Below are 20,397 nucleotides of genomic sequence, written 5' to 3' on the forward strand. Positions count from 1 at the left end.
CCCGGCCGGCCAGCCGGCGGACGCACCGTGCGGCGCGGTCCACCGTCAGGCGGGCGACGGCCTCGGCGAGCGGGTCGGAGGCGGAGGCGGTCCGCTTCCTGGCGCGGATGAGCGCCGACTCGGCGGCGTAGGTCTCGATCACCATGTCGGCGAAGGCGCCCAGCAGCTCCTGCTCCTCCTCGAGCGCCTGCCCGTACCGCTCCACCGCCAGGCCGGCCGCCATGAGCGCCGCCTTCTTCAGCGCCTCGACGCGCCAGGCCTCCTCCTCCAGCGGCCGGTCGAAGAAGGCCGGGCGGCGCAGGCCGGGCAGCTCCTTCTGCAGGCCCTGGACCGCCTGCAGCAGCGGCAGCCGCCCCTGCATGGCGCGCCGGAGCAGCGTGTCGGGGATGGTCAGGCGGTTGATCTCGTTGGTCCCCTCGAAGATGCGGTTGATGCGCGCGTCCCGGTAGGCCCGCTCCACCTCGTACTCGCGCATGTAGCCGTAGCCGCCGTGGATCTGGACGGCCTCGTCGACGACGTAGTCGAGCACCTCGGAGCCGAAGACCTTGACGGCGGCGCACTCCAGCGCGTACTCGGCGGTGGCGCGGGCGGGGTCGGCGGCGCGGCTGCGCGCCAGCTCCGCGTCGATCAGGCCGGAAGTCCGGTAGACCATCGCCTCCAGCGCCCAGGTGCGCGCCTCCATCTCGGCCAGCTTCTCCCGGATGAGGCCGAAGCGGGCGATGGGCCGGCCGAACTGCTCCCGTTCCAGCGCGTAGCGCGCGGCGATGTCCAGGAGGCGCTTGGAGGAGCCGAGGGCGCCGGCGGCCAGGGTGAGCCGGCCGATGTCCAGCACCCCCAGCGCCACCCGGTGCCCCTTGCCCGGCTCGCCCAGCAGGTTCTCCACGGGCACGTGCGCCCCCTGGAGGATGAGCGGGCGGGTGGAGGAGCTGCGCAGGCCCATCTTGTCGTACTCGGGCCCGGTGGAGACGCCCGGGAAGGACCGCTCCACCAGGAAGGCGGTGAAGCCCGCCCCCTCCAGCTGCGCGAAGACGGTGAAGAGGTCGGCGATGCCGGCGTTGGTGATCCACTGCTTCTCGCCGTCGAGGATGTAGCTCTTCCCGTCGTCGGAGAGGCGGGCCGTGGTCCGCGCGTGGAGCGCGTCGGAGCCGTAGCCGGGCTCGGTCAGCGCGTAGGCGGCGATCCACTCGCCCGTGGCCAGCCGGGGCAGGTAGCGTCGCTTCTGCTCCTCGTTCCCGAAGAAGACGAGAGGAAGCGAGCCGATGCCCACGTGCCCCCCGTGGGTGACCGCAAAGCCGCCGCTGGGCGCCACTGCCTCGCTCACCAGCGTGGCGCTGCTCCGGTCCAGACCGAGGCCGCCGTAGGCCTCGGGGATCTCCAGGCCCAGCAGGCCCAGCTCGCCGGCCCGGTGCATCAGCTCCACCAGCAGCTGCTGGTCGTGCGCCTCCAGCTCCTCCATGTGCGGGAGGACCTCGCGCTCCACGAACTCGGCCGCCGCCTCCGCCAGCGCCTTCTGCTCCGGTCGGAGCTCCTCGGGTACCTGGACGGCGTCCGGCTCCACCGGCCCCAGCAGCCAGCCGCCGCCGCTCCGGCTCGGCTGGCGCCCCGTCTCTTCCGTCTCCGCCGACAAGTCGTTCCCCTCCCTTGGCCGGTTCCGGCCCGATGGATCGGGAGCCTCAGGCCACCCGCTCGAAGACGCCGGCGGCTCCCATGCCGCCGCCGATGCACATGGTGACGACGCCGTAGCGGGCGCCGCGCCGCGGCATGGCGTGGAGCAGGGTGGCGGTCAGCTTGGCGCCGGTGCAGCCCAGCGGGTGGCCCAGCGCGATGGCGCCGCCCTGCACGTTGACCCGTTCCGGGTCGAGGCCCAGCTGGCGGATGACGGCCAGCGACTGGGCGGCGAAGGCCTCGTTCAGCTCCACCAGGTCGATCTGGCCGAGGCTGAGCCCGGCCACCTTCAGCGCTTTGGGCACCGCCTCCACCGGGCCGATGCCCATCACCTCGGGGTCGACGCCGGCCACGGCGAAGCCCCGGAAGACCGCCAGCGGCCGGAGGCCCAGCCGCGCCGCCAGGCTGTCCGACATGACCACGGCCGCCGCCGCCCCGTCCGAGGTCTGCGAGGAGTTGCCGGCGGTCACCGTGCCGTCCGCCTGGAAGGCGGGCTTGAGGCGGGCCAGCGCCTCCAGCGTGGTGTCGCGGCGGACGCCCTCGTCCACCTCGAAGAGGCGCGTCCGGCTCACCTCCCGCCCCTCGGGGTCGAGGGCGCGCTCCGTCACCTCCACGGGGACGATCTCGTCGCGGAAGAGCCCCTGGTCGATGGCGGCCGCCGCGCGGCGGTGGCTCTGAAGCGCGAAGGCGTCCTGCTCCTCGCGCGAGATCCCGTAGCGCCGCGCCACCTCTTCGGCCGTGTGGCCCATGGCCATGTACCACTCGGGGTGGCTGGCCGCCCAGTCGGGGTGGGGGCTGGCGCGGTAGCCCATCATCGGCACCCGGCTCATGGACTCCACGCCGCCGGCCACGATCACGTCGGCCATGCCGGTCATCACCTGGCTGGCCGCCAGGGCGATGGTCTGCAGGCCCGAGGAACAGTAGCGGTTGACGGTCATGCCGGGCACCGAGGTGGGCAGGCCGGCGGCCAGGGCCGCCATGCGGCCGACGTTGAAGCCCTGGTCCGCCTCCGGGAAGGCGCAGCCCAGCATGACGTCGTCCACCTGCCCGGGCTCCAGGCCCGGCGTCCGCTCGATCGCCGTCCGCACCACCAGCGCCGCCAGCTCGTCGGGCCGGACGGTGCGCAGGCTGCCCCGGGGCGCCTTGCCCACCGGGGTGCGAACGGCGGTGACGATCACCGCGTCGCGCATCGCGCATGCCTCCTTCCTTGCCGCCCCCGTGGCGGGCGGCGCTCAGTTCCGCAGCGGTCGGCCCGTCTCCAGCAGGTGGCGCATCCGCTCGCGCGTCTTCTCCTCGCCCACCAGGCTGAGGAAGGCCTCCCGCTCCAGGTCGAGCAGGTGCTGCTCCTCCACCGGCGTCCCCTGCGGCAGATCGCCGCCGGTGATGACGCGCGCCAGAGCCCGGGCGATGCGGGCGTCGTGCTCGCTCGCCTGCCGCGCGCGGACCAGGTAGTCGATGGCCACCTCCAGCACCGCCCGCACCTCGCGGCCGGGCACCGGCACCGGCCGGCGCTCGGGCGGCCGGTAGCCGAGCCGGTCCATCAGCAGCACCTGCTCGCGCGCGTCGGAGAGGAGTGCGTCGCGCCCCATGCTGACGGCGTCGCAGTCGCGCAGGAAGCCCAGTTCGCGCGCCTCGACGGCGCTGGTGGAGACCCTGGCCGTGGCGATCGTCTCGAAGGCCCGCGCCACGAAGGGCGCCGGGTCGAAGACCGCCATGGCCGCGGAGCCGGCGGTGGGACCTCCGGCGATGGGACCCCAGCTGGCCCCCTCCGGGATCCTCGCCAGCGCCCGCAGCAGGAGCTCCTTGGTGCCGCCCCCGGCCGGGATGACGCCCGCACCCGCCTCCACCTGGCCGATGTAGAGCTCGGCCCCCGCCTGGACCCGGTCGGCGTGCAGGCAGATCTCGGCGCCCCCGCCCAGCGCCATGCCCCAGGGCGCCGCCACCACCGGGCGGTGCAGGTACTTCAGCTCCATGTTGGCCTGCTGGAAGGCGTCGACCATCTGCTCGATCTCCGCCCAGTCGCCGTTCTCGGCCGCCATCAGGATCAGCGCCAAGTTGGCGCCGACGCAGAAGTTCTCGCCGCGCTCGTTGACCAGGACCAGGCCGCGCCAGTTCTGCTCCACCTCGCGCGCGGCGCGGTGGAGCGCCTGGATCAGGTCGGGGCCGATGGCGTCCTTGGGCGCGTGGAACTCCAGCGCCGCCACCTCCTCGCCCAGGTCGACCAGCGTGGCGCTGGGGCTCTCCCAGACGGTCCGGCCCTGGCGCTCCAGCCAGAGGACCGGCGCCACCGGGAAGCGCTCGCTGGAGGTGGGGGAGGGCGTGTAGAGGCGCTCGCGGCCGGCCTCCACCGCGGCCAGCACGAACTCCGGGATCTTCTCGCCCTCCTGGCGCATGCGCTCCACCGAGCGGGCCAGGCCCAGCTCCGCCCAGATCTCGAAGGGGCCGGCCTCCCAGTTGAAGCCCCAGCGGAGGGCGCGGTCGACGGCCTCCAGGTCGCCGCCGGCGATCTCGTCCGCCTTCTCGGCGGCGTAGAGGAGGATCCGCTTCAGGACCGTCCAGGTGAAGCGGCCGGCGGTGTCGTCGGCGTAGGCCAGCGTGCGCAGCCGCTCGCCCAGGTCGGCCCGGCGGCGCGCCTCCTCCAGCGAGGCGAAGGTGGCCACCTGCTGCGGGCGGTACTCGAAGGTGGCGAGGTCCAGCACCAGAAAGAGGCGCCGGCCGTTCTCCGTCACCCGCTTGTAGAAGCCCTGGCCGCTCTTCTGGCCCAGCCAGCCGCGCCGGATCATCTCGCGGATGTAGCCGGGCACCTCGAAGACGGCGCGCTCGGCCGGATCCTCCAGCTTCTCGCGGATGTTGTCCGCCACCAGCGCCGAGGTATCCAGGCCGACCACGTCCAGGGTGCGGAAGGTGGCCGACTTGGGATGGCCGATGACCGGTCCGGTGAGGGCGTCCACCGTCTCGGGATTGAGGCCGAAGCTCTCCATCGCCTGGAGCGTGACGTGGAGCGAGTAGACGCCGATGCGGTTGCCGATGAAGTTGGGCGTGTCCCGGGCGATGACGATGCCCTTGCCGAGGAGCCGCTCGCCCCAGGCGCGCACCGTCTCCACCACGCCCGCCTCGGTCTCGCCGGTGGGGATCACCTCGAGGAGCTTCATGTAGCGCGGCGGGTTGAAGAAGTGCGTCCCCAGGAAGCGGCGCCGGAACCCGTCGCCCCTCCCCGCTGCGATGGCCGCCAGCGAGAGGCCGGAGGTGTTGCTGGAGAGGACGGCCGCGGGGGCCGCCAGCGGCTCGACCCGCGCCCAGAGCTGGCGCTTGGGCTCCAGCTGCTCGACGATGGCCTCGATCACCCAGTCCGCCCGGGCCACCCGCTCCAGGTCGTCCTCCACGTTGCCCGGGTGGATGCGCGCCAACGCGGCCGCGCTGAAGACCGGCGCGAGCGCCTCGTGCCCGTAGCCCCAGTTCCAAGCCACCGAGCGCCAGCCATCGGGGTCGCGTAGCTGGGTTGCAACGGCCGCACGAATCCGCTCCGCGGCTTCCCGAAAGGCGCTCGCGCGTGCTCCTTCGCCCACCGCGGCCAGCATTTCAGCGGCGGCGCGCAAGGCGCGCCAGGCCAGGGTATTGGAGAGGACGTCGTAGCCACCATCGTTCGCCGCCTCACCTTCACCGTAGAGCAGCCCGTCGCAGCTACGCCACCGCTCAGGATGGGCAAGCTGCTCCAGGAACCAGCCCGCGGCATCACGCACGGTGCCAACGTGGCGCGCCAGCCACTCCTGGTCCCGCCCCCGGACCTGCCAGGCAGCGAAATAGGCCAGGATGAGTAGCCCCTGGGAATCGTTCTCCCAGTTGCCATCACCGCGATGGTCGGCATCGAGGTAGAGGGGGTCGCCGAGCACGGTGGTCCAGTGCGGCGGGATGGGAGTACCGTCGCGGCTGTAGCGCGGGTAACCATTCGGCAGGTCGTAGAGGCGGTCACCCGCAAAGCGCAGGGCCCGTTCCACCAGCTCCGGCTGCCCCTGGCGGATGACCTCGAGCGCCGCCCGGCCGAGGTCGCGCGCCCAGACCTGGTTGGCAAAATAGCCAGCGTCGTCCCGCCAGGCACCAATGCCCTGGTAGCCGCCGTAGTGCGGCGCTCCCGGAGAAGAGGTCTGAAAGGGGGGTGGCCCGCTGAACTTCGCCGCGAGGTCCCGCGTGTTCGCCCGCCAGATGGCAGTCAGCAGGCGGCCGCTCCCACCGACCTGGAGGTCTGCGCCCGCTGGCTCGGGGAAGGGGGCAAGCTGGGCCGGGAGCTGCTGGTGGGTGAGCACCGCTGCCAGTGGCGCAAGCAGCGCGGCGCGCACCGAGTCGTCCAGCTCGCGCGGCTGGATAGCCCGACTAGCCGGCCCGGGCTCGTCGGCAAGTGGCAGCGTGCCAGCGATGGGCTCGCGGCTCAGCAGCGAGATGGCCGCGATCACCGGCACTCCCTGCTTAGCAGGATTGTCACGGAGCTGGAGGGCCACCACGGGCTCAGGGCGGGGGAGGAAGTCCCATCGAAAGGGGGCGAGCGGATGGTCAACTGGCAGCAGGCGCAAGCTCGCGTCCCGAGCGGCGCGGGCAGCTGGGTCCGCAAACGGTTGGGGAAACGGCCCGCCCCAGCGCTCGGAGGTCAGGTGGTCACGCCACCAGAGCGTCCAGCCGTAGGTGAGGGGGATGAGGTCGCGTGCACCGCTCGCGTAGCGTACCTCCAGCCAGCCAGCGGTGTCGCCGACGAACTGGCGGTCACCGCTATCCCCCTGCACCTCATAGTCCCGCCACCAGCCGATCCCGTGGTCGTAGCTACTGAGCCCCCCAAGCACAGCAATCCGCGCGAGGGTGGCGTTGACCGGGAGGCTCACCTCACTGTTCAGCGGCAAGGGCACCGCCCCGACCCGGAAGCCGGGGGGATCAGCCCCCGGCGCGGCGAGCCGCTGACTCCACCAGCCCGCCCGCCCTGCCAGCACGACGAGTTCGAGCCGATACTCCCCCGCTGGCTGCTCCGCGCCAGCGAGGTCGATCCAACTCCGGTCAGGCATATCGCTGAAGCGCTGCTCGCCGACCAGCTGTTCACCCCCCCACAACCGCACCAGCACGCTCGCGGGGCGCCCATCAGTGGCAACCAGCAGCCCAACGGCCCGGAAGGGCGTTGCCGCCCGGAAGTGCATGGCGAGGCTCGTTCCTGGCTCGCTCAAGGCGGGCTCATCCTCATCTGAGTTCTGGACCTGGCGCTGGCCCGTCGGCAAGGTCAGGCGGAGGGTGCGCAGCACGAGCGGCTCGGGTTCTCCGTTCCGCCAGGCGGGAGAAACGGCCGGGAGGGCAAGCGCTTGCCAGCGCAGCGGCCGCTCCTGGCAAGCGGGCAGTAGGCTAGCGAGCACGAGGCCGAGCCCGAGCAGCCGCTGCCAACGGCCAGCCAGGGTCAGGCGGGAAGGGCGCCAGGGAGCAGGAGCACCGGGCCAGGCCATCGGCCGGAGGATAGACGATCCAGGGGGCGTGCCGCCGCGGTCGCCTCAGAAGAGGCTGAGCTGCTTCGGCTCGGCCGGTGGCGGGGTGGCGGGCGAGGTGCTGGCCTGGCGCTCGGCACGCGCGCGGGCAAGGAGGGTAGGAACCTGTTTGAAGTCCTCAAACAGGACCGGACGCAACGCCTGATTATGTAATGCTGCGGCCGGATGGTAGAGGGGCAGCACCCAGCTCTCGCCGGCGCGGAGCGGTTGGCCGTGCACGCGCGAGATACCGGATTTCGAATAGCGCGCCAGCGAATAGCGGCCGAGGGTGCAGATGAGCAGAGGAGCGATCAGGTCGAGTTGCTGGTCGAGCCAGGGGCGGCAGGCGTCGATCTCATGCGGAAGGGGGTCGCGGTTGTTGGATGGCCGGCATTTGACGACGTTTGTGATGTAGACCTGTCCGCGCTCGAGGCCGACGGAGGCGAGCAGTTCGTTCAGCAACTGCCCAGCCGGTCCAACGAAGGGGCGACCCTGGCGGTCTTCGTGAAACCCCGGACCCTCTCCGATGAAGACGATCTCGGCGGTGGCCGGCCCTTCGCCCGGCACGGCCTGCGTGCGCCCTTCTGCGAGCGGACAGCGGGTGCAGGCCCGCATTTGCTCTTCCAGGGCCCGGAGCGCCGCGGTGCGGTCAGTCATCGACGTCCTCCTCCTTGCCGGTGGCAGCTATCCCCTCCGCGATCGCCTCGACCAGGCGCTGGTCAAGCGCCTCTTTGGCCACGCGGATAGCCGCCACGATCGCCCGGGCATCTGAGCGACCGTGGGCGATAATCACGACCCCACGCACCCCAAGCAGTGGCGCGCCGCCGTACTCAGCGTAGTCCAGCCGGCTGGCGACCCGCCGGAAGGCTGGGCGCAGCACCGCTGCGGCGAGGCGCCTGGGAAGCGTCGCCGTGAGTTCGCGCCGTAAGATGGCAAAGAGGGTCTCGGCAATCCCTTCCGCCAGCTTGATCACGACGTTCCCGGTAAAGCCATCGGTCACAACCACATCGACAACGCCGGTCGGGATATGCCGTCCCTCGACATTGCCGAGAAAGGTGATTGGTGCGCTCTTGAGGAGCGGGAATGCCTCTTGCACGAGTTGGTTGCCTTTGGTCTCTTCCTCACCGTTCGAGAGCAAGCCGACCCGGGGATGGGGGATGCCCAACACCTTCTCGGCATAGAGACTGCCCATCAGAGCGAACTGGCGCAGCCAGGTCGGGCGCACATCCGCATTCGCCCCGACGTCGATCAGGACGACTCGCCCCTGCTGGGTGGGAAAGACCGTCGCGAGGGCGGGTCGCGCTACCCCCGGCAATCGGCCGAGCACCAGCAGGGCGGCTGCCATCGTCGCGCCGCTATTCCCAGCCGAGACAAAGGCGCCGCCACGCTCGCGGACGCGCTCGATACCGACCACCACCGACGAGTCGCGCCGACTGCGCACCGCCCGCGCGGGATGCTCGTCCATCCCGATGACGGTAGGCGCCTCGAGCACGCTGAGCGTGGGCGGGAGCGGCTGGCCAGCCAATGCGCGCTCGATGGCCGCCCGCTGGCCAACGAGGGTGATTGGCAGTGGCAGGGTCTGCGCCGCTCGCAGCGCCCCCTTGACCACTTCCGTGGGGGCGTGATCCCCTCCCATTGCGTCGACCACGATCTCCATCGCACCTCCTAACCTCGCCGCAACCGCTCAAGGATACCGCGGGACGGCCCGATCAGCTGCGGAGCTGACGGTGGCGTCTCCCGCTGGCGGGCGAGGGGCATCCAGGTGCGGCGGGAAGGTGGCTGCAGGCGCGCGAGAAGGTCAAGCGCAGCCGGGTCGTCGGGAGCGAGCGCGAGGGCACGGTCGAGGGCGCGCAGAGCTTCCTCCAACCGCCCAAGCTCGAGCACGGCGCGTGCGAATTCCACGAAGCATTCCGCGGTCGCTAGCGGTCCACAGCACGCCTCGCGGAGCTGCTCGACGGCGGCACCAGTGCGTCCCATCGCCCGCAGCACCCGACCGAGCCGCAGCCGGAGGGAAGGGTCATCGCCGTGGCGGTCGAGGGCGCGCAGGTACGCGGCCGCTGCCTCCTCGAAGCGACCAGCCGTCTCATACGCCGCGCCGATCTTGACCTGAAACTCCAGGACTGCCGGGTTGCGGTCGGCGACCAGCCGCCATTCCGCCACTGCCGCATCCACCCGTCCCTGGCTTGCCAGCAGGTCAGCAAGCGCGAGGCGCACTTCGTCCAGGGTCGGGTCAGCCGCCAGGGCACGCCGGAACGCACGCTCGGCCTCCTCAACTCGTCCGGCTTCGAGCTGGAGCACTCCCAGGTTCGCGAGCGCCTCGGCATGGTCAGGCGCGATGGCCAGCATCCGCCGGTAGACCCGTTCCGCTTCCGCAGCTCGGCCAGCCCGGTAATAGGCGACCCCCAGGATGGCCAGGGCTTCGAGGGAGCGTGGCTCCTGGCGCGCCACGGCATCAGCGGCCAGCAGCGCCTCGTTCAGATCACCAGCCTCCAGTGCCTGACGCGCTTGTTCGAGCAGGGCTGCCCGCCGGACTTCCGCCAGCGGGGCCGTCGCGTGGGGTGGCAGCGGTTCGTGCTCGGATGAGCGGCCACGCGGTGGTGTCAGCGGCTCGGGCGCGGACGGAGCGAGTGGCTCCGCGGGGCCCTCCGGCTGGAGGCGAGCGCGCGCCCAGGCCAGCCCCGCCTTTGCACGCGGGTCGGTCGGCGCCACCGTATAGGCACGCCCGATGAGGTCAAGTGCTTCCTGGGGGGTGCTAACGATCGCACCCAGCCAGAGCAAGGCATCGAGCTGCTCTGGCTCGTGCGCAAGCACCATCCGCAGCACCGCCTCGGCCGGGCCACGCGCGCCCAGCCGGGCAAGCAACTTCCCCCCCTCGACGAGAGCCGCGAGGTCACCGGACATCACCGCCCCCCCGTGGCGCCCGCCCAACGGGACGGGCGATCACAATCAGCCGCGCACTCGCTTCCTCCAGCGGCGTAAGGTCATAGTCGCCATACCACCCCTCTGGTTCGAAGCGGCTCAGGCGTAGCAGCAGCGTCAGCTCCGGCGGGTAGAAGAAGCGCAGCCGCAGCTGGGTGCTCACCCGGTGGACGGCTTCTCCCTCTGGCCAGCGGTCGTAGCAGAGGAATATCTTCTGCTGCTGGGCCAGCTCATCGAGGTGGCGGGCGTAGCATTTCTGGACCGTTGCTGTGCCAGCGCGGCGGGTCCAGGCATGCACCAGCAGCCCCTCTTCCTGCCGCCAGGTTGCCGGGTCAGGCAGGGAGAGGTCGATGACCAGCCGGCCCCGGCGGGTGAGCAGCCGCCGCACTTCCGCGAGTGCCCGGAGCTGGGCCGCACCCTCCAGCAGGTGGGCGAAGGTATCGAGGGCGAAGATCGCCAGCCCAATCGGCTCATCCAGCGGGAGCGCGGTCGCCTCGCCCGCGAGATAGCGCACCGTCGCGAGCCCAGCTGAGCGCTGGCGCGCTCGCTCCAGCAAGACTGGCGACGGATCCACGCCGATGACCGTCAGCCCCGCCCGCCCAAGGGCGGTGGTGATGCGGCCGCTTCCGCAGCCAACTTCCAGGACGACGCCACCAGTCCGCCGGGCCAGCGCCTGGTAGAAGGGAATATCTTCCTGAAAGCCCTCGTGCTCGAAGTCGTAGAGCTCCGCAATCGGCGCGTAGGGGTCGCGGTTCATGGCTCTTCGCGCGGCCAGAGGACATAGTCCGCAAGCAGCACGATCGCGATGCCACTGGCCACTGTCAGCGGGCCGACCAGCCGCATACTCTGGAGGGTCGCTAGCGCTGCCACCAGCAGCGCACCGGGGATAGCCAGCACCACCGAGCGGAGCGTCCCGAGCGGCCGGCCGCGCCAGCAGGAGCTGAGCTCGAAGCCCGCGGCCAGGAGCAGTCCACTCGCCACTGCCAGCGCCGTGATCAGCCCAACCGCTGCTCCCGCCTCGTCGGGCCGGAACAGCAGCACCACCGCTGCCACCACACTACTCGTCACCACTCCCGCTAGCGGCAGGGCCGCGTAGCGAGCAATCTGCCGCCAGGGCCACGCCCGCAGCTGCTGGCCAAGCCACGCTCCCAGCTGCCGCCAGTCTACGGCTGGCAGGTGCCGGGGCCGGAGGGCGAACCGACCCCATGCTGCTACCGACGGCCGCCAGGAGCGAGGCAGAGCGCTCCGCCAGGATGCTTGCATGGCAGCGAGTATAGCGACCAAGCAAGCTGGAGAGAAGCAGATGACAGTGTGCTGCCGCATCTTCTACCATAGGAGCGGAAGGTGGCGGCAGGCGCAACGCTGCCGCCACCCGTGTGCGTGATGGCAACGATTACGACCCGCACGGGAGACGACGGCACCACCGGGCTGCTCGGGCCAGAACGGGTGCCGAAAGATGACCTCCGCATCGAAGCGCTCGGTGCCCTGGACGAGGCGCAGTCCGCGCTCGGCCTAGCGCGGGCCCTGGCCTCCGCTGGCGCTGGGCAGCGCCTGCTCGCTATCCAGCGCGCGCTCTACCGCCTGATGGGGGAGCTTTCCACCCTGGGCCAGCCGGATGCCGAGGCACTCGTCCGTACCTACGACCTCGCGACGAGCGCCGAGCAGGTCGCCGAGCTCGAACGCGAGATCTTCGCGTGGCGCGAGGCGGCGCCAAGCCAGTTCATCCTCCCCGGATCCTCCCCTTTCGACGGGGCGCTCCACCTTGGGCGAGCGCTGGTTCGCCGGGCTGAACGCCGCGTCGTCAGCCTGCAGCGGCAGGGCTACGCCCTCAATCCCGAGACGGTACGTTATCTCAACCGGCTCTCGGACTGGCTCTACCTTTTCGCCCAGCACGAGGCGAACACGCCGCCCCCGCTCGCGCGCGAGCGGACACGACGGGTGCGCAAGCGCTCGGCTACCTCTGCTCCACGCGTTGCTCCGCCATCGGCCTGAGCACAGGTGCTTCCTCGACCGGTACTCCGCCGACGGCAGCGAGGGGGAAGCGGACGGTTGCCATGGCGCCCTGGGCTGAGGTCAGTTCGAGGGCGCCCTTGAGGTCGTCGGCGATCAGCGCACGCGCGATCCGCAGCCCCAGGTTCTGCCCCGCATCAAGGGTGAAGCCCGGCGGCAGCCCCACGCCGTCATCGACGACCCGCATCACCCCCTCGCCCTGCTCGGTCGCAAAGCTGACTTCGATCCGCCCGCACTCACGGTTGGGGAAGGCGTGCTCGAGGCAGTTGCTGATCAGTTCGTTGAGCACCAGCGCGAGCGAGGTCGCCGCCTTGGTCGGGAGCTTCCACGCCTGGCCCTGAACGCTGACCGCGATCTGACGGGAGCCCGCCAGCCCGCGCACCGCAATCGCCACCACCCGGCTGGCCAGTTCCGCCATGTCGGTCGTCTCCCCGCTCTCGGGGGAGAGGAGGTCGTGCACCGCGGCAATACAGCGGACGCGCGTCAGGCTCTCGCGCAAGAGTTCGGCTGGCGGCTTGGTGATGCCATTGGCGATCTCGAGCGAGAGCAGGTCGGCAATCATCTGCAGGTTGTTGCGCACCCGGTGTTGCATCTCCTGGTTCAGCAAGAGCAGCTGCCGGTTGCTCCGTTCGAGCGCCTCTTCATTGGCGCGGATGATCCGGTCGCGGGCGCGGAGGTACTCCTCCGAGATCGCGACCAGCTGGAGGTCGATTGCGGCGTTAATCCGGGCGACCGCCGCCAGCACATCGCTCGGAACGGCCACCCAGAGCCGGCGAGCGAGCATCCGCTGGACATTTTGCTGGACGGCCACCCGAAAGAGCGAGAGCGGCTGCAGCAGATCGCCCAGTTCCAACCCCTGCTCGATGCCCCACATGGCACGATCGGCACCCCAGCGGGAGGCCTCACTCGCCACTTGGGCCTCTTCCTCCTCGCTCTGGGCCCGCAAGGCGGCCACGAGGAGACGGAGGTTGTCCCGCCCGCGCGCAACTACCCCTTCGACGTCGCGGCGGCGGGTGGACAGGCGCGCCTCCGCCAGTAGACGGTCCCAGGTGGCGAGAACTTGCTGCTCGTGCCGTTCGAGATAGCGCGCAGTCTGCGCCAGGGCGAGGCGACGCAGCCAACGAAAGGGGGCGCTCATCCTACCGGCGGGGAGCCCCCACCGCTTGCACCCGCTCATAGATCTGGGTCGTTGCGATCGAGGCGTGACCAAGCAGCTCCTGGACCGACTTCAGGTCGGCCCCCTCGGCCAGCTTGTGGGCTGCGAGGCTATGACGCAGGGTGTGGGGCGTGATCTCGGTCGTTAGCTGGGCAGCGCGGGCGTACCCCTTGATGATCAGCCAGAACCCCTGGCGGGTCAGCCGCTCCCCCCGATGGTTGACGAAGAGCGCCTCGACCTCTGGCGAGCGCACCAGGTGGGGTCGGGCCTCGCTGACGTAGGTCTGCACCGCGGCAGCAGCCGCCGGTGGAATGGGGAGCACGCGTTCGCGGCCGTTCTTGCCCAGGCAGCGCACGAAGCCCGCCAGCAGGTTGACATCGCTCAGGTTGAGCGCCACCAGTTCGGAGACGCGCATGCCGGTCGCGTAGAGCAGCTCCAGCATCGCCTTATCGCGCCGTGCCTCGGGCGTGGTGCTGCGAGTGGGCTGCTCCAGTAAGCGGGCCACCTCCTCGACCGAAATCGCCCGCGGGACCGGCTTCCCGACTTTCGGCCCTTCCAACTGCTCGGTCGGGTCGCTGGTGATGATCCCGCCCGCGCGCAGGAAACGGAAGAACGACTTGATCGCCGCCACCTTCCGCGCCACGGTTGCCGGAGCGTAGCCGCGTTCCCGCAGCGCGGCCAGGTAGTTCAGAGCGTCTTCCGCCGTCACCGCCGACCACTCCTCCAGCAGCTGGACCGCCGGGCTCTCGGCGCGGAGGTAGGCCACGAACTGCGCGAGGTCGTTCCGATAGGCCGCGAGGGTGTTCGGCGAGAACTTCCGCTCGACCGAGAGGTAGTTCAGGAACTCAGTGACATCCGTTTCCACGTCGAGACCTCCGGGACAGGGTCGGTCGCGGCGAGCCCGCGCGAGCGAGGCCTTCTCGCGCAAGGGGGGATTGTACCACTGCTACCTCCGCCTTTCGCCTCCATCGGTGCCCTCGCGCTTTCAGTCTGCTGCCTGGCGGGCGCGCAGCGCAAGCCAGGGCGCGCGCCCCAGCAGCCCGGCCAGTCCCTCGCCCCGCACCTGGGCAGGCGTCGAGTTGGCAAAGTAGGGAAAGTCGAAGTGGGTATGCTCGCCTGCCTTCAACCCGGGCACTGGCAGCAGGCGAGCCGTCAACGGCTTGGCGAGCACGACGGCGAGCGCAGCGAGGTCGAGCAGGAGAGCAGCGATCTGGGCCTCGGAGACGTCGCCCGGGAGAGGGATCGTATCCAGCCCGACACCGCAGACGGCAGCGCTCAGCAGCAGTGTCTCCAGGGTGAAGCGACCTTCGGCGTGGCGCTGGGCGAGGACGGCATCCTCCAGCAGCGGCAGCATGACGCCGGAGAAGCCACAGCGTGGGAGGTCGACCTGCCGCAGGGTATCGGCCAGGAAGGCAACGGCAGCCAACGTCCCCGCTCCCCCAAAGGGGACCCCGAGCCGTTCAAGGGCAGCCGCGATGCTCCGCGTGACCTCCGGGAAGGGCGCCAGGGTCAGGTCGATCCCGCCGAAGTGTGGCCCCCGGCTGGCGAGCGCCGTTGCCACCGCCACCAGCCGCTTCCCGACCGCGCTGAGGGCGTGCTGGAGCGCTTCGCGGCCGGCAGCGAGGTCCGGCGCGGCGAATGCTTCTACCGCCAGGTCAGCCGCTTCCAGCGCGAGCGCAAAGCGCGGGGGGCCGCCATCGTGATAGCCAGTGGGGAAGAATGGCCCGCCCAGTGGTAGGCAGGCCTGGACGGCAAACTGGAGGTTGCCGAAGCCAGCGGGGGTAGCCGCCGCGATCTGGCGGATGGCACGCGCGCTCGCCCAGGCTGCTGCCACCGAGACGCCTGCTCCAGCTTGCCCAATCTGCACCGAAGCGAAGAGGGTGGGAAAGCGCGGGATCACCTCGGCGAGGGCAGCAATCCAGCCCAGCTCCGCATCCGGCCGGGCGCACTGGGCTGGCCCGAGCGCGACGTAGTCGATCCCGGCCTGGCGGGCGGTGGTCACCAGCTGCTCGGCGAGCGGGGCGATTGCCGCCGGAGTGGGCACCGCGGCAGCGATCGGCTGGGTGGTCAGCCGCAGGGTATCGACCGGGAGGCCCGCCGCCCGAAAGGCCGCCGCAGCCTCGCCTAAGAAGGTGCCGGCGGCGGCAACATCCTCCACCACCGTAACGGGGTCGAGGCGGATACCCAGGGTGATCGCGCGGATCCGCACGCTCATCCTCCGAGAGTGACGCTCCCCTCAGTGCCGGCCATCCTCCGCCGCGCCTAGCGCCTGGCACTCCTGGCAGAGGCCGAACAGTTCCACCCGGTGCGAGACGACCGCGAAGCTCGCCTTGCGGGCGGCTTCGTTGACCTGCTCCTCGATCCCCGAGAGTTCGAACGGGATCACCCGTCGGCAGCGGGTGCAGACGAGGTGATGATGGTGGGTCGGGTCGCAGATGGTATAGCTGTGGCAGCCATCCTCGCGGTGCACCCGGTTCAGCACCCCGATCTGTGCCAGCAGATCGAGCGTGCGGAAGACCGTCGCGCGCCCGATCGAGGGGTCCACCTGGTCGACCCAGTTAACCACGTCGTTGGCGGTAAAGAGGGTCTCCCGGTCCGCCAGGAGGTCGATCACCACCCGCCGACCCGGCGTGACCGAATATCCGCGCGCGTTCAGTAACCGGCTGATCTGCTCACTGCGCGTGCTCACCGCAGGTGCTCCCGCCAGCAGTATAACACCCGCCTGCCCCTCCTTCGACCAGAAGCCGCCAGGCGGTGCAGGCGCAGCGAGCCGCGCGTCAGCTCAGGGGAGCCGGCCAGCTTCGATTGCATCCGCCAGGGTGGCGAGGTGCTCGTCGGTCGTCCCCAACAGCAGCTCTGCCACCAGACGCCGCCGGAGGTAAAGCTGGAGGTCGTACTCCTCTGACCAACCGATCCCGCCGTGGAGTTCGTGCCCTTCCAGGGTGACGAGCCGGTAGGCACGGTTGCACTTCGCCTTGGCCAGGGCGATATCGGTCTCGGCGGCAAGGCCCTGCTCGAGCATCCAGGCCGCCCGGTAGGTGAGCATCCGGGCGCCCGCCGTCTCGATCGCCATCGCCACCGCCTTATGCTGGATCGCCTGGAAAGCTCCAATCGGCCGGCCGAACTGGACGCGCTTGCGCGCGTACTCCAGGCTCATCTCAAGCACCGCCTGCATTCCGCCGACCATCTCGGCGCAGAGCATCACGCTGGCGATGGCATTCGCGCGCTGGAGGGCGTTCCATCCTCCTCCTTCCTCACCGAGCAGCGCACTCGCGGGCAGGCGGGCTGCGTGGAGGGCGACCTCCGCCGGCCGGTCTTCGGAGAAGGTCGCCAGCGGACGGACGCTCACTCCCGGAGTAGCCGGCTCGACCAGAAAGAGGCTCACCCCTCCCGCTTCGCCGGCGGTGCGGGCAGCGACAATGAGCAGGTTCGCGGCTACTCCGCCAGCCACGAACAGCTTCAGTCCATTGAGCACCCACTCCTCGCCCTCACGCTGGGCGGTCGTCTGGATCCCTGCTGGGGTGGGGTCCTGGTCGGCTTCCAGCTGAGCCACCGCCAGGATCAGGTCGCCCCGCGCCACCCGTGGCAGGAGCGCCCGCTTCTGCTCCTCGCTCCCGCCAGCGAGCACGCACTGGCCGCCGAGCACCGCCGACGTCAACAGCGGCACGGGGGCGAGCGCGCGTCCCAGCTCTTCGAACAGGAGCGCGAGGTCCACCAGGCTGCCGCCAGTGCCGCCGTATTCCGGTGGGAGGGCAAAACCTGGCCACCCCAGCTGCGCGAGTTGCTCCCAGAGCTGCGGGCTGTAGCCACTCGGCGCAGCCAGCGCCGCGCGGACGACACGCGGGGGACATTCGCGCTGGAGGAACTCGCGGGCGCGGCGCTGGAGAGTCTCTTGTTCGGGGGTGAGAGTGATGTCCATCACGCTCCTCAGGACCGCGGGAGGCCGAGCCCGCGGGTGGCGAGCACGTTTTTCAGGATTTCGGGCGTGCCCCCCGGGTGGGTCAGCACGCTGCGCACGACAAGCCGCTGGAAGCGGCCGCGGAGCGCCGCCCAGCGTGGCTCCTCGGCCGGAACGCTGGAGACCTTCCCCAGGATATCGATCGCCAGCGCCCCCAGGCGCGGGGCGAGGGTCTTGCCGATGATGCCGGTCATCGTGCCTTCGGCCGTGGGCACCAAGCCGCGCGCTTGCAGGCCCACCACTCGCCAGCAGAGCAGTCGCCAGGCCTCGATCTCGACGGCAAATTCAGCGCACCGGTGGCGCACCAGCGGGTCGCTTAGGATCGGCTGGCCTCGCCGCCGGTGAGTGCGTGCGTACTCGACGAGGTCCTCGAGGTTGCGCCGTGCCGAGGAGGCCCCCCCGATGCCCGAACGCTCGAAGTCCAGGGTGGTGACCATCGCGTACCAGCCCCGGTTCTTCTCGCCAACCAGGGCATCCTTCGGCACCACCACGTCGTCGAAGAAGACGGCATTGACGTAGTGGCCATCGAGGGTTCGGATCGGTCGGACGGTGATGCCCGGCAAGTCGAGCGGCACGATCAAGAGGCTGATCCCACGGTGGCGTTCCTGGGTCGGGTCGGTGCGGACCGCCAGGTAGATCAGGTCGGCGATGTGGGCATTGCCAATCCAGATCTTCTGCCCGGTGACGAGATAGCTATCCCCTTGCTCGACGGCACGGGTCTGGAGCGCGGCGACGTCCGAGCCGGCATCCGGTTCGGTGAAGCCCTGGGCGTAGACGTGCTCCATCCGGGCGATGGGGGGCAAGTACCGCCGCTTCTGTTCCTCTGTCCCATGAACCATCAGGGTGGGCCCGACCAGTTCCACGCCGACGATGTGGGCGAGGTTCGGCGCCTGCCAGTAGCCCATCGCCTCGTTGAGAATGGCCTGCTCGACGTGGCTCTTGCCGCCGCCGCCGTACTCCACGGGCCAGGCGTGGGTCAGCCAGCCCTGGTCGGCCAGCCGTTTCGAGAAGGCTTTCAGCACTCCCCGTTCATCGTGGCGGCGCTCGAGTTCCAGCTCGTACTCAGGGGTCATCACCTCGGCGAACCACTGCTGGACCTGGCGGCGGAATGCGTGCTGCTCGGGTGTGAAGATAAAGTCCATCGCCCCTCCGCCGACAGTATACTTGGGCTGCCAAGCTGTGCTGGGTGCTGCCAGTGGGCGGCCGGAACGCGGCAGCGATCTGGTTGACCAGGCGAGCGTGGTGGGGTAGAACCGAGACTAATGGCAGCTTGTCCGCTGGTGTGGTGGCATGCCTGAGGTGACCGCCGCCCGACGGCGTCGCCTCGGGCCAGGAGGACAGCTCTGGTGGCTCGGGCTGATCGGGCTGCTGCTGGCCTCTTCGGCCCGCGTGGTCGATGCGCAGCAGCCCGCCAACTTTCCGGTGCCATCCGGCTGGTTCTACACCGAGGCCCGCGGGGATGCACCGCCCGAGTACGGCTTTATGGTCTCGGATGATGCGAGCTCCCAGTTCTGGACCTGGTTCCGACGCTTTGGCGGGGCCCCGGTGCTGGGCTATCCCATCTCTCACCGCTTCACCTATAACGGTCGGCTTGCCCAGGCCTTCCAGAAAGCGGTCTTCACCTGGAACGCAACGGCCGGCACGGTGGAGTTCGTCAACATCTTCGATGACCTCGCCGCTGCAGGCAAAGACCCCTGGCTCCTCTCTGCCAAGCAGGTGCCCCCAGCGCAGGACTGGTCGGCGGATGCCGGCCGGAGCTGGCCCGAGATCGTCGCGGCCCACCTCGCTCTCCTCGACCTCGACCCCGCGATCCGGAGCACCTACTTCGCCCAGGATTACCCCATCCAGATCTACGGCCTGCCGATGGGCGCGCGCGATTTTGGCACCGTCTTCGTCATTCGTTGCCAGCGTGCCGCCTTTCAGCGCTGGAAGGTCTCCACCCCCTGGGCGAGCGCGGGCCAGGTGACGATTGCTAACGGTGGGGACCTCATGAAAGAGGCCGGGCTTCTGCCCCAGGTTGCCGTGACGCCCGCCACCCTGACCGGCCAGCTCTACCAGCCGCCAACGGCGACCCCCACCACCACCGGGAGCCCAACCCCGACCCCCACCATCACCCTGACGCCAACGCCGACCCTCACTCCCGGACCGACCAGCACCCCGACTTCGACCCCCACCCCGGCCGGCAGTGGGACTGTCCGCTTCGATACCTTCGAGGCGATCGTCCAGCAGGTCATCTTCACCAACGTGCTCAACGGCGCGAGCGGGCCAGTCAACGCGTTTGCCAAGTTCGCAGTTGTGCTGCTGCGGGTGCGCAACAACGGCTTCGAGCCGAACGCCGTGCTGCCGGACGACCTGATCTTCCGCGACCCCAGCGGCCGGACCGGCACGATCGCCGCCACCAGCGCCCAGCATGCCGCCCAGGACCAGTTCGGCCGCCCGGGCCTGTACCAGGTCATCGAGCCGTCGTTCTTCCTCGAGATCGTGGTCGTCTGGGATGTTGATATCGAAGTCACCAGCGGCGGCGTGATCCCTGCCTTCGATCCGTTCATCCCCGACCCACCCCAGCGGCTACCCACCGTCGGGCTGGGCCAGCCGATCTCCTTCGCCCACTGGCAACTGAAGGTGCGCGGCGCGGAGTATCGCCCCTCCTACCCTGCTTCGCCCGGCTGCCTCCTGGCGACCGGCACGTACATCGCGGTCTCCGTCCAGGCAACCAACCTGGCGCGGAATGATCAGACGCTCAACATCGGGGATATCCGGGTCCAGGATGGCGCCGGCCGCCTCTACGACCTGGCAGTGATGGCGGTCCAAAGCGCTGCCCAGAAGTTCTATCAGAGTGGTGGTGTCCCGCGTGGTGGTGTCGGGACGCCGGTTCCCGCCGGCGAAACCTTGGACCTCGTGCTCGTCTTCGATACCGCACCAGACTCGGTGACCAGCATCCACGGCGCTACTCCCCGCTTCACGCCGCTTCTGCTGCCGCGTAGCCATGCGGTGGATCTCGGCGTGGTGCCTGCTGCTGCCGGCTCGGTTGAACCCTGCTTCCCCACGCCCACCCGCACCCCGACTGCTGCCACCCCCACGCCGACCCTCAGCCCAACGCCCACTGGCACCCCCACCCCCACTGCAACGGCGGGCACCCTCGCGTGGCGGATGTTCCAGGAGGTGGGGGGCGTGCTCCGAGGGGTGTCATTCTCCACCTC

The 20,397-nt window shown here is 70.3% G+C and carries 16 protein-coding genes; 2 read left to right on the forward strand and 14 right to left on the reverse strand.

The window, feature by feature from the left end:
* From K6U79_06455 to K6U79_06490, 8 genes are all read right to left on the reverse strand, one after another.
* Positions 1–1,627, reverse strand: a 1,627-nt coding sequence (locus tag K6U79_06455; protein ID MCL6522003.1) for an acyl-CoA dehydrogenase family protein, incomplete at its 3' end; no start/stop codon positions are given.
* A gap of 46 nt (positions 1,628–1,673) precedes the next feature.
* Positions 1,674–2,855, reverse strand: coding sequence for an acetyl-CoA C-acyltransferase (locus tag K6U79_06460; protein ID MCL6522004.1), 1,182 nt, complete (start codon positions 2,853–2,855; stop codon positions 1,674–1,676).
* Between the two features lie 42 nt (positions 2,856–2,897).
* Entirely contained in the window at positions 2,898–6,767 is a 3,870-nt protein-coding gene (locus tag K6U79_06465; GenBank protein MCL6522005.1) for an enoyl-CoA hydratase/isomerase family protein, read from the reverse strand.
* A gap of 414 nt (positions 6,768–7,181) precedes the next feature.
* Positions 7,182–7,811: a uracil-DNA glycosylase gene (locus K6U79_06470; GenBank protein MCL6522006.1), complete on the reverse strand. Its 630-nt coding sequence runs from the start codon at positions 7,809–7,811 to the stop codon at positions 7,182–7,184.
* A complete protein-coding gene (gene plsX, locus K6U79_06475; GenBank protein MCL6522007.1) occupies positions 7,804–8,811 on the reverse strand; it encodes a phosphate acyltransferase PlsX in 1,008 nt (335 codons plus the stop codon). The genes K6U79_06470 and plsX overlap by 8 nt, the downstream gene beginning before the upstream one ends.
* Before the next feature lie 8 nt (positions 8,812–8,819).
* Positions 8,820–10,055, reverse strand: a complete 1,236-nt coding sequence (locus K6U79_06480; protein MCL6522008.1) for a tetratricopeptide repeat protein — start codon at positions 10,053–10,055, stop codon at positions 8,820–8,822.
* The gene (locus tag K6U79_06485; protein ID MCL6522009.1) at positions 10,045–10,830 is read right to left on the reverse strand and encodes a class I SAM-dependent methyltransferase; all 786 of its coding nucleotides are present in this window, start codon (positions 10,828–10,830) and stop codon (positions 10,045–10,047) included. Before K6U79_06485 ends, K6U79_06480 begins: the two co-directional genes overlap by 11 nt.
* Positions 10,827–11,126 carry a hypothetical protein gene (locus K6U79_06490; protein MCL6522010.1) on the reverse strand — a complete coding sequence of 100 codons (300 nt, stop codon included), beginning with the start codon at positions 11,124–11,126 and terminating at the stop codon, positions 10,827–10,829. The genes K6U79_06485 and K6U79_06490 overlap by 4 nt, the downstream gene beginning before the upstream one ends.
* A 330-nt stretch (positions 11,127–11,456) precedes the next feature.
* Here K6U79_06490 and K6U79_06495 point away from each other — a divergent pair, with 330 nt between their 5' ends.
* A complete protein-coding gene (locus K6U79_06495; GenBank protein MCL6522011.1) occupies positions 11,457–12,065 on the forward strand; it encodes a cob(I)yrinic acid a,c-diamide adenosyltransferase in 609 nt (202 codons plus the stop codon).
* On the opposite strand, the gene K6U79_06500 is transcribed toward K6U79_06495, so the two are convergent.
* The 6 genes from K6U79_06500 to K6U79_06525 form a co-directional block, all read right to left on the reverse strand.
* Positions 12,028–13,221 carry a sensor histidine kinase gene (locus K6U79_06500; protein ID MCL6522012.1) on the reverse strand — a complete coding sequence of 398 codons (1,194 nt, stop codon included), beginning with the start codon at positions 13,219–13,221 and terminating at the stop codon, positions 12,028–12,030. The two genes, K6U79_06495 and K6U79_06500, sit on opposite strands and share 38 nt — an antisense overlap.
* A 1-nt stretch (position 13,222) precedes the next feature.
* Positions 13,223–14,104 carry a tyrosine recombinase XerD gene (locus K6U79_06505; protein MCL6522013.1) on the reverse strand — a complete coding sequence of 294 codons (882 nt, stop codon included), beginning with the start codon at positions 14,102–14,104 and terminating at the stop codon, positions 13,223–13,225.
* 120 nt (positions 14,105–14,224) lie between these two features.
* Positions 14,225–15,454: a DUF711 family protein gene (locus K6U79_06510; GenBank protein ID MCL6522014.1), complete on the reverse strand. Its 1,230-nt coding sequence runs from the start codon at positions 15,452–15,454 to the stop codon at positions 14,225–14,227.
* Between the two features lie 21 nt (positions 15,455–15,475).
* Positions 15,476–15,928, reverse strand: coding sequence for a transcriptional repressor (locus K6U79_06515; protein MCL6522015.1), 453 nt, complete (start codon positions 15,926–15,928; stop codon positions 15,476–15,478).
* A 93-nt stretch (positions 15,929–16,021) separates the two neighbouring features.
* On the reverse strand, positions 16,022–17,161 hold the full coding sequence (locus K6U79_06520) for an acyl-CoA dehydrogenase (GenBank protein ID MCL6522016.1): 1,140 nt from the start codon (positions 17,159–17,161) through the stop codon (positions 16,022–16,024).
* 5 nt (positions 17,162–17,166) lie between these two features.
* Positions 17,167–18,339 (reverse strand): acyl-CoA dehydrogenase family protein, encoded by a 1,173-nt coding sequence (locus K6U79_06525; GenBank protein ID MCL6522017.1) that lies wholly within the window; start codon positions 18,337–18,339, stop codon positions 17,167–17,169.
* A gap of 148 nt (positions 18,340–18,487) precedes the next feature.
* On the opposite strand from K6U79_06525, the gene K6U79_06530 reads away from it, so the two are divergent.
* A partial coding sequence (locus K6U79_06530; GenBank protein ID MCL6522018.1) for a DUF4352 domain-containing protein occupies positions 18,488–20,397 on the forward strand: 1,910 nt, incomplete at its 3' end.

Source organism: Bacillota bacterium (genome assembly GCA_023511835.1).
Taxonomy (GTDB): Bacteria; Bacillota; Sulfobacillia; order JAIMAT01; family JAIMAT01; genus JAIMAT01.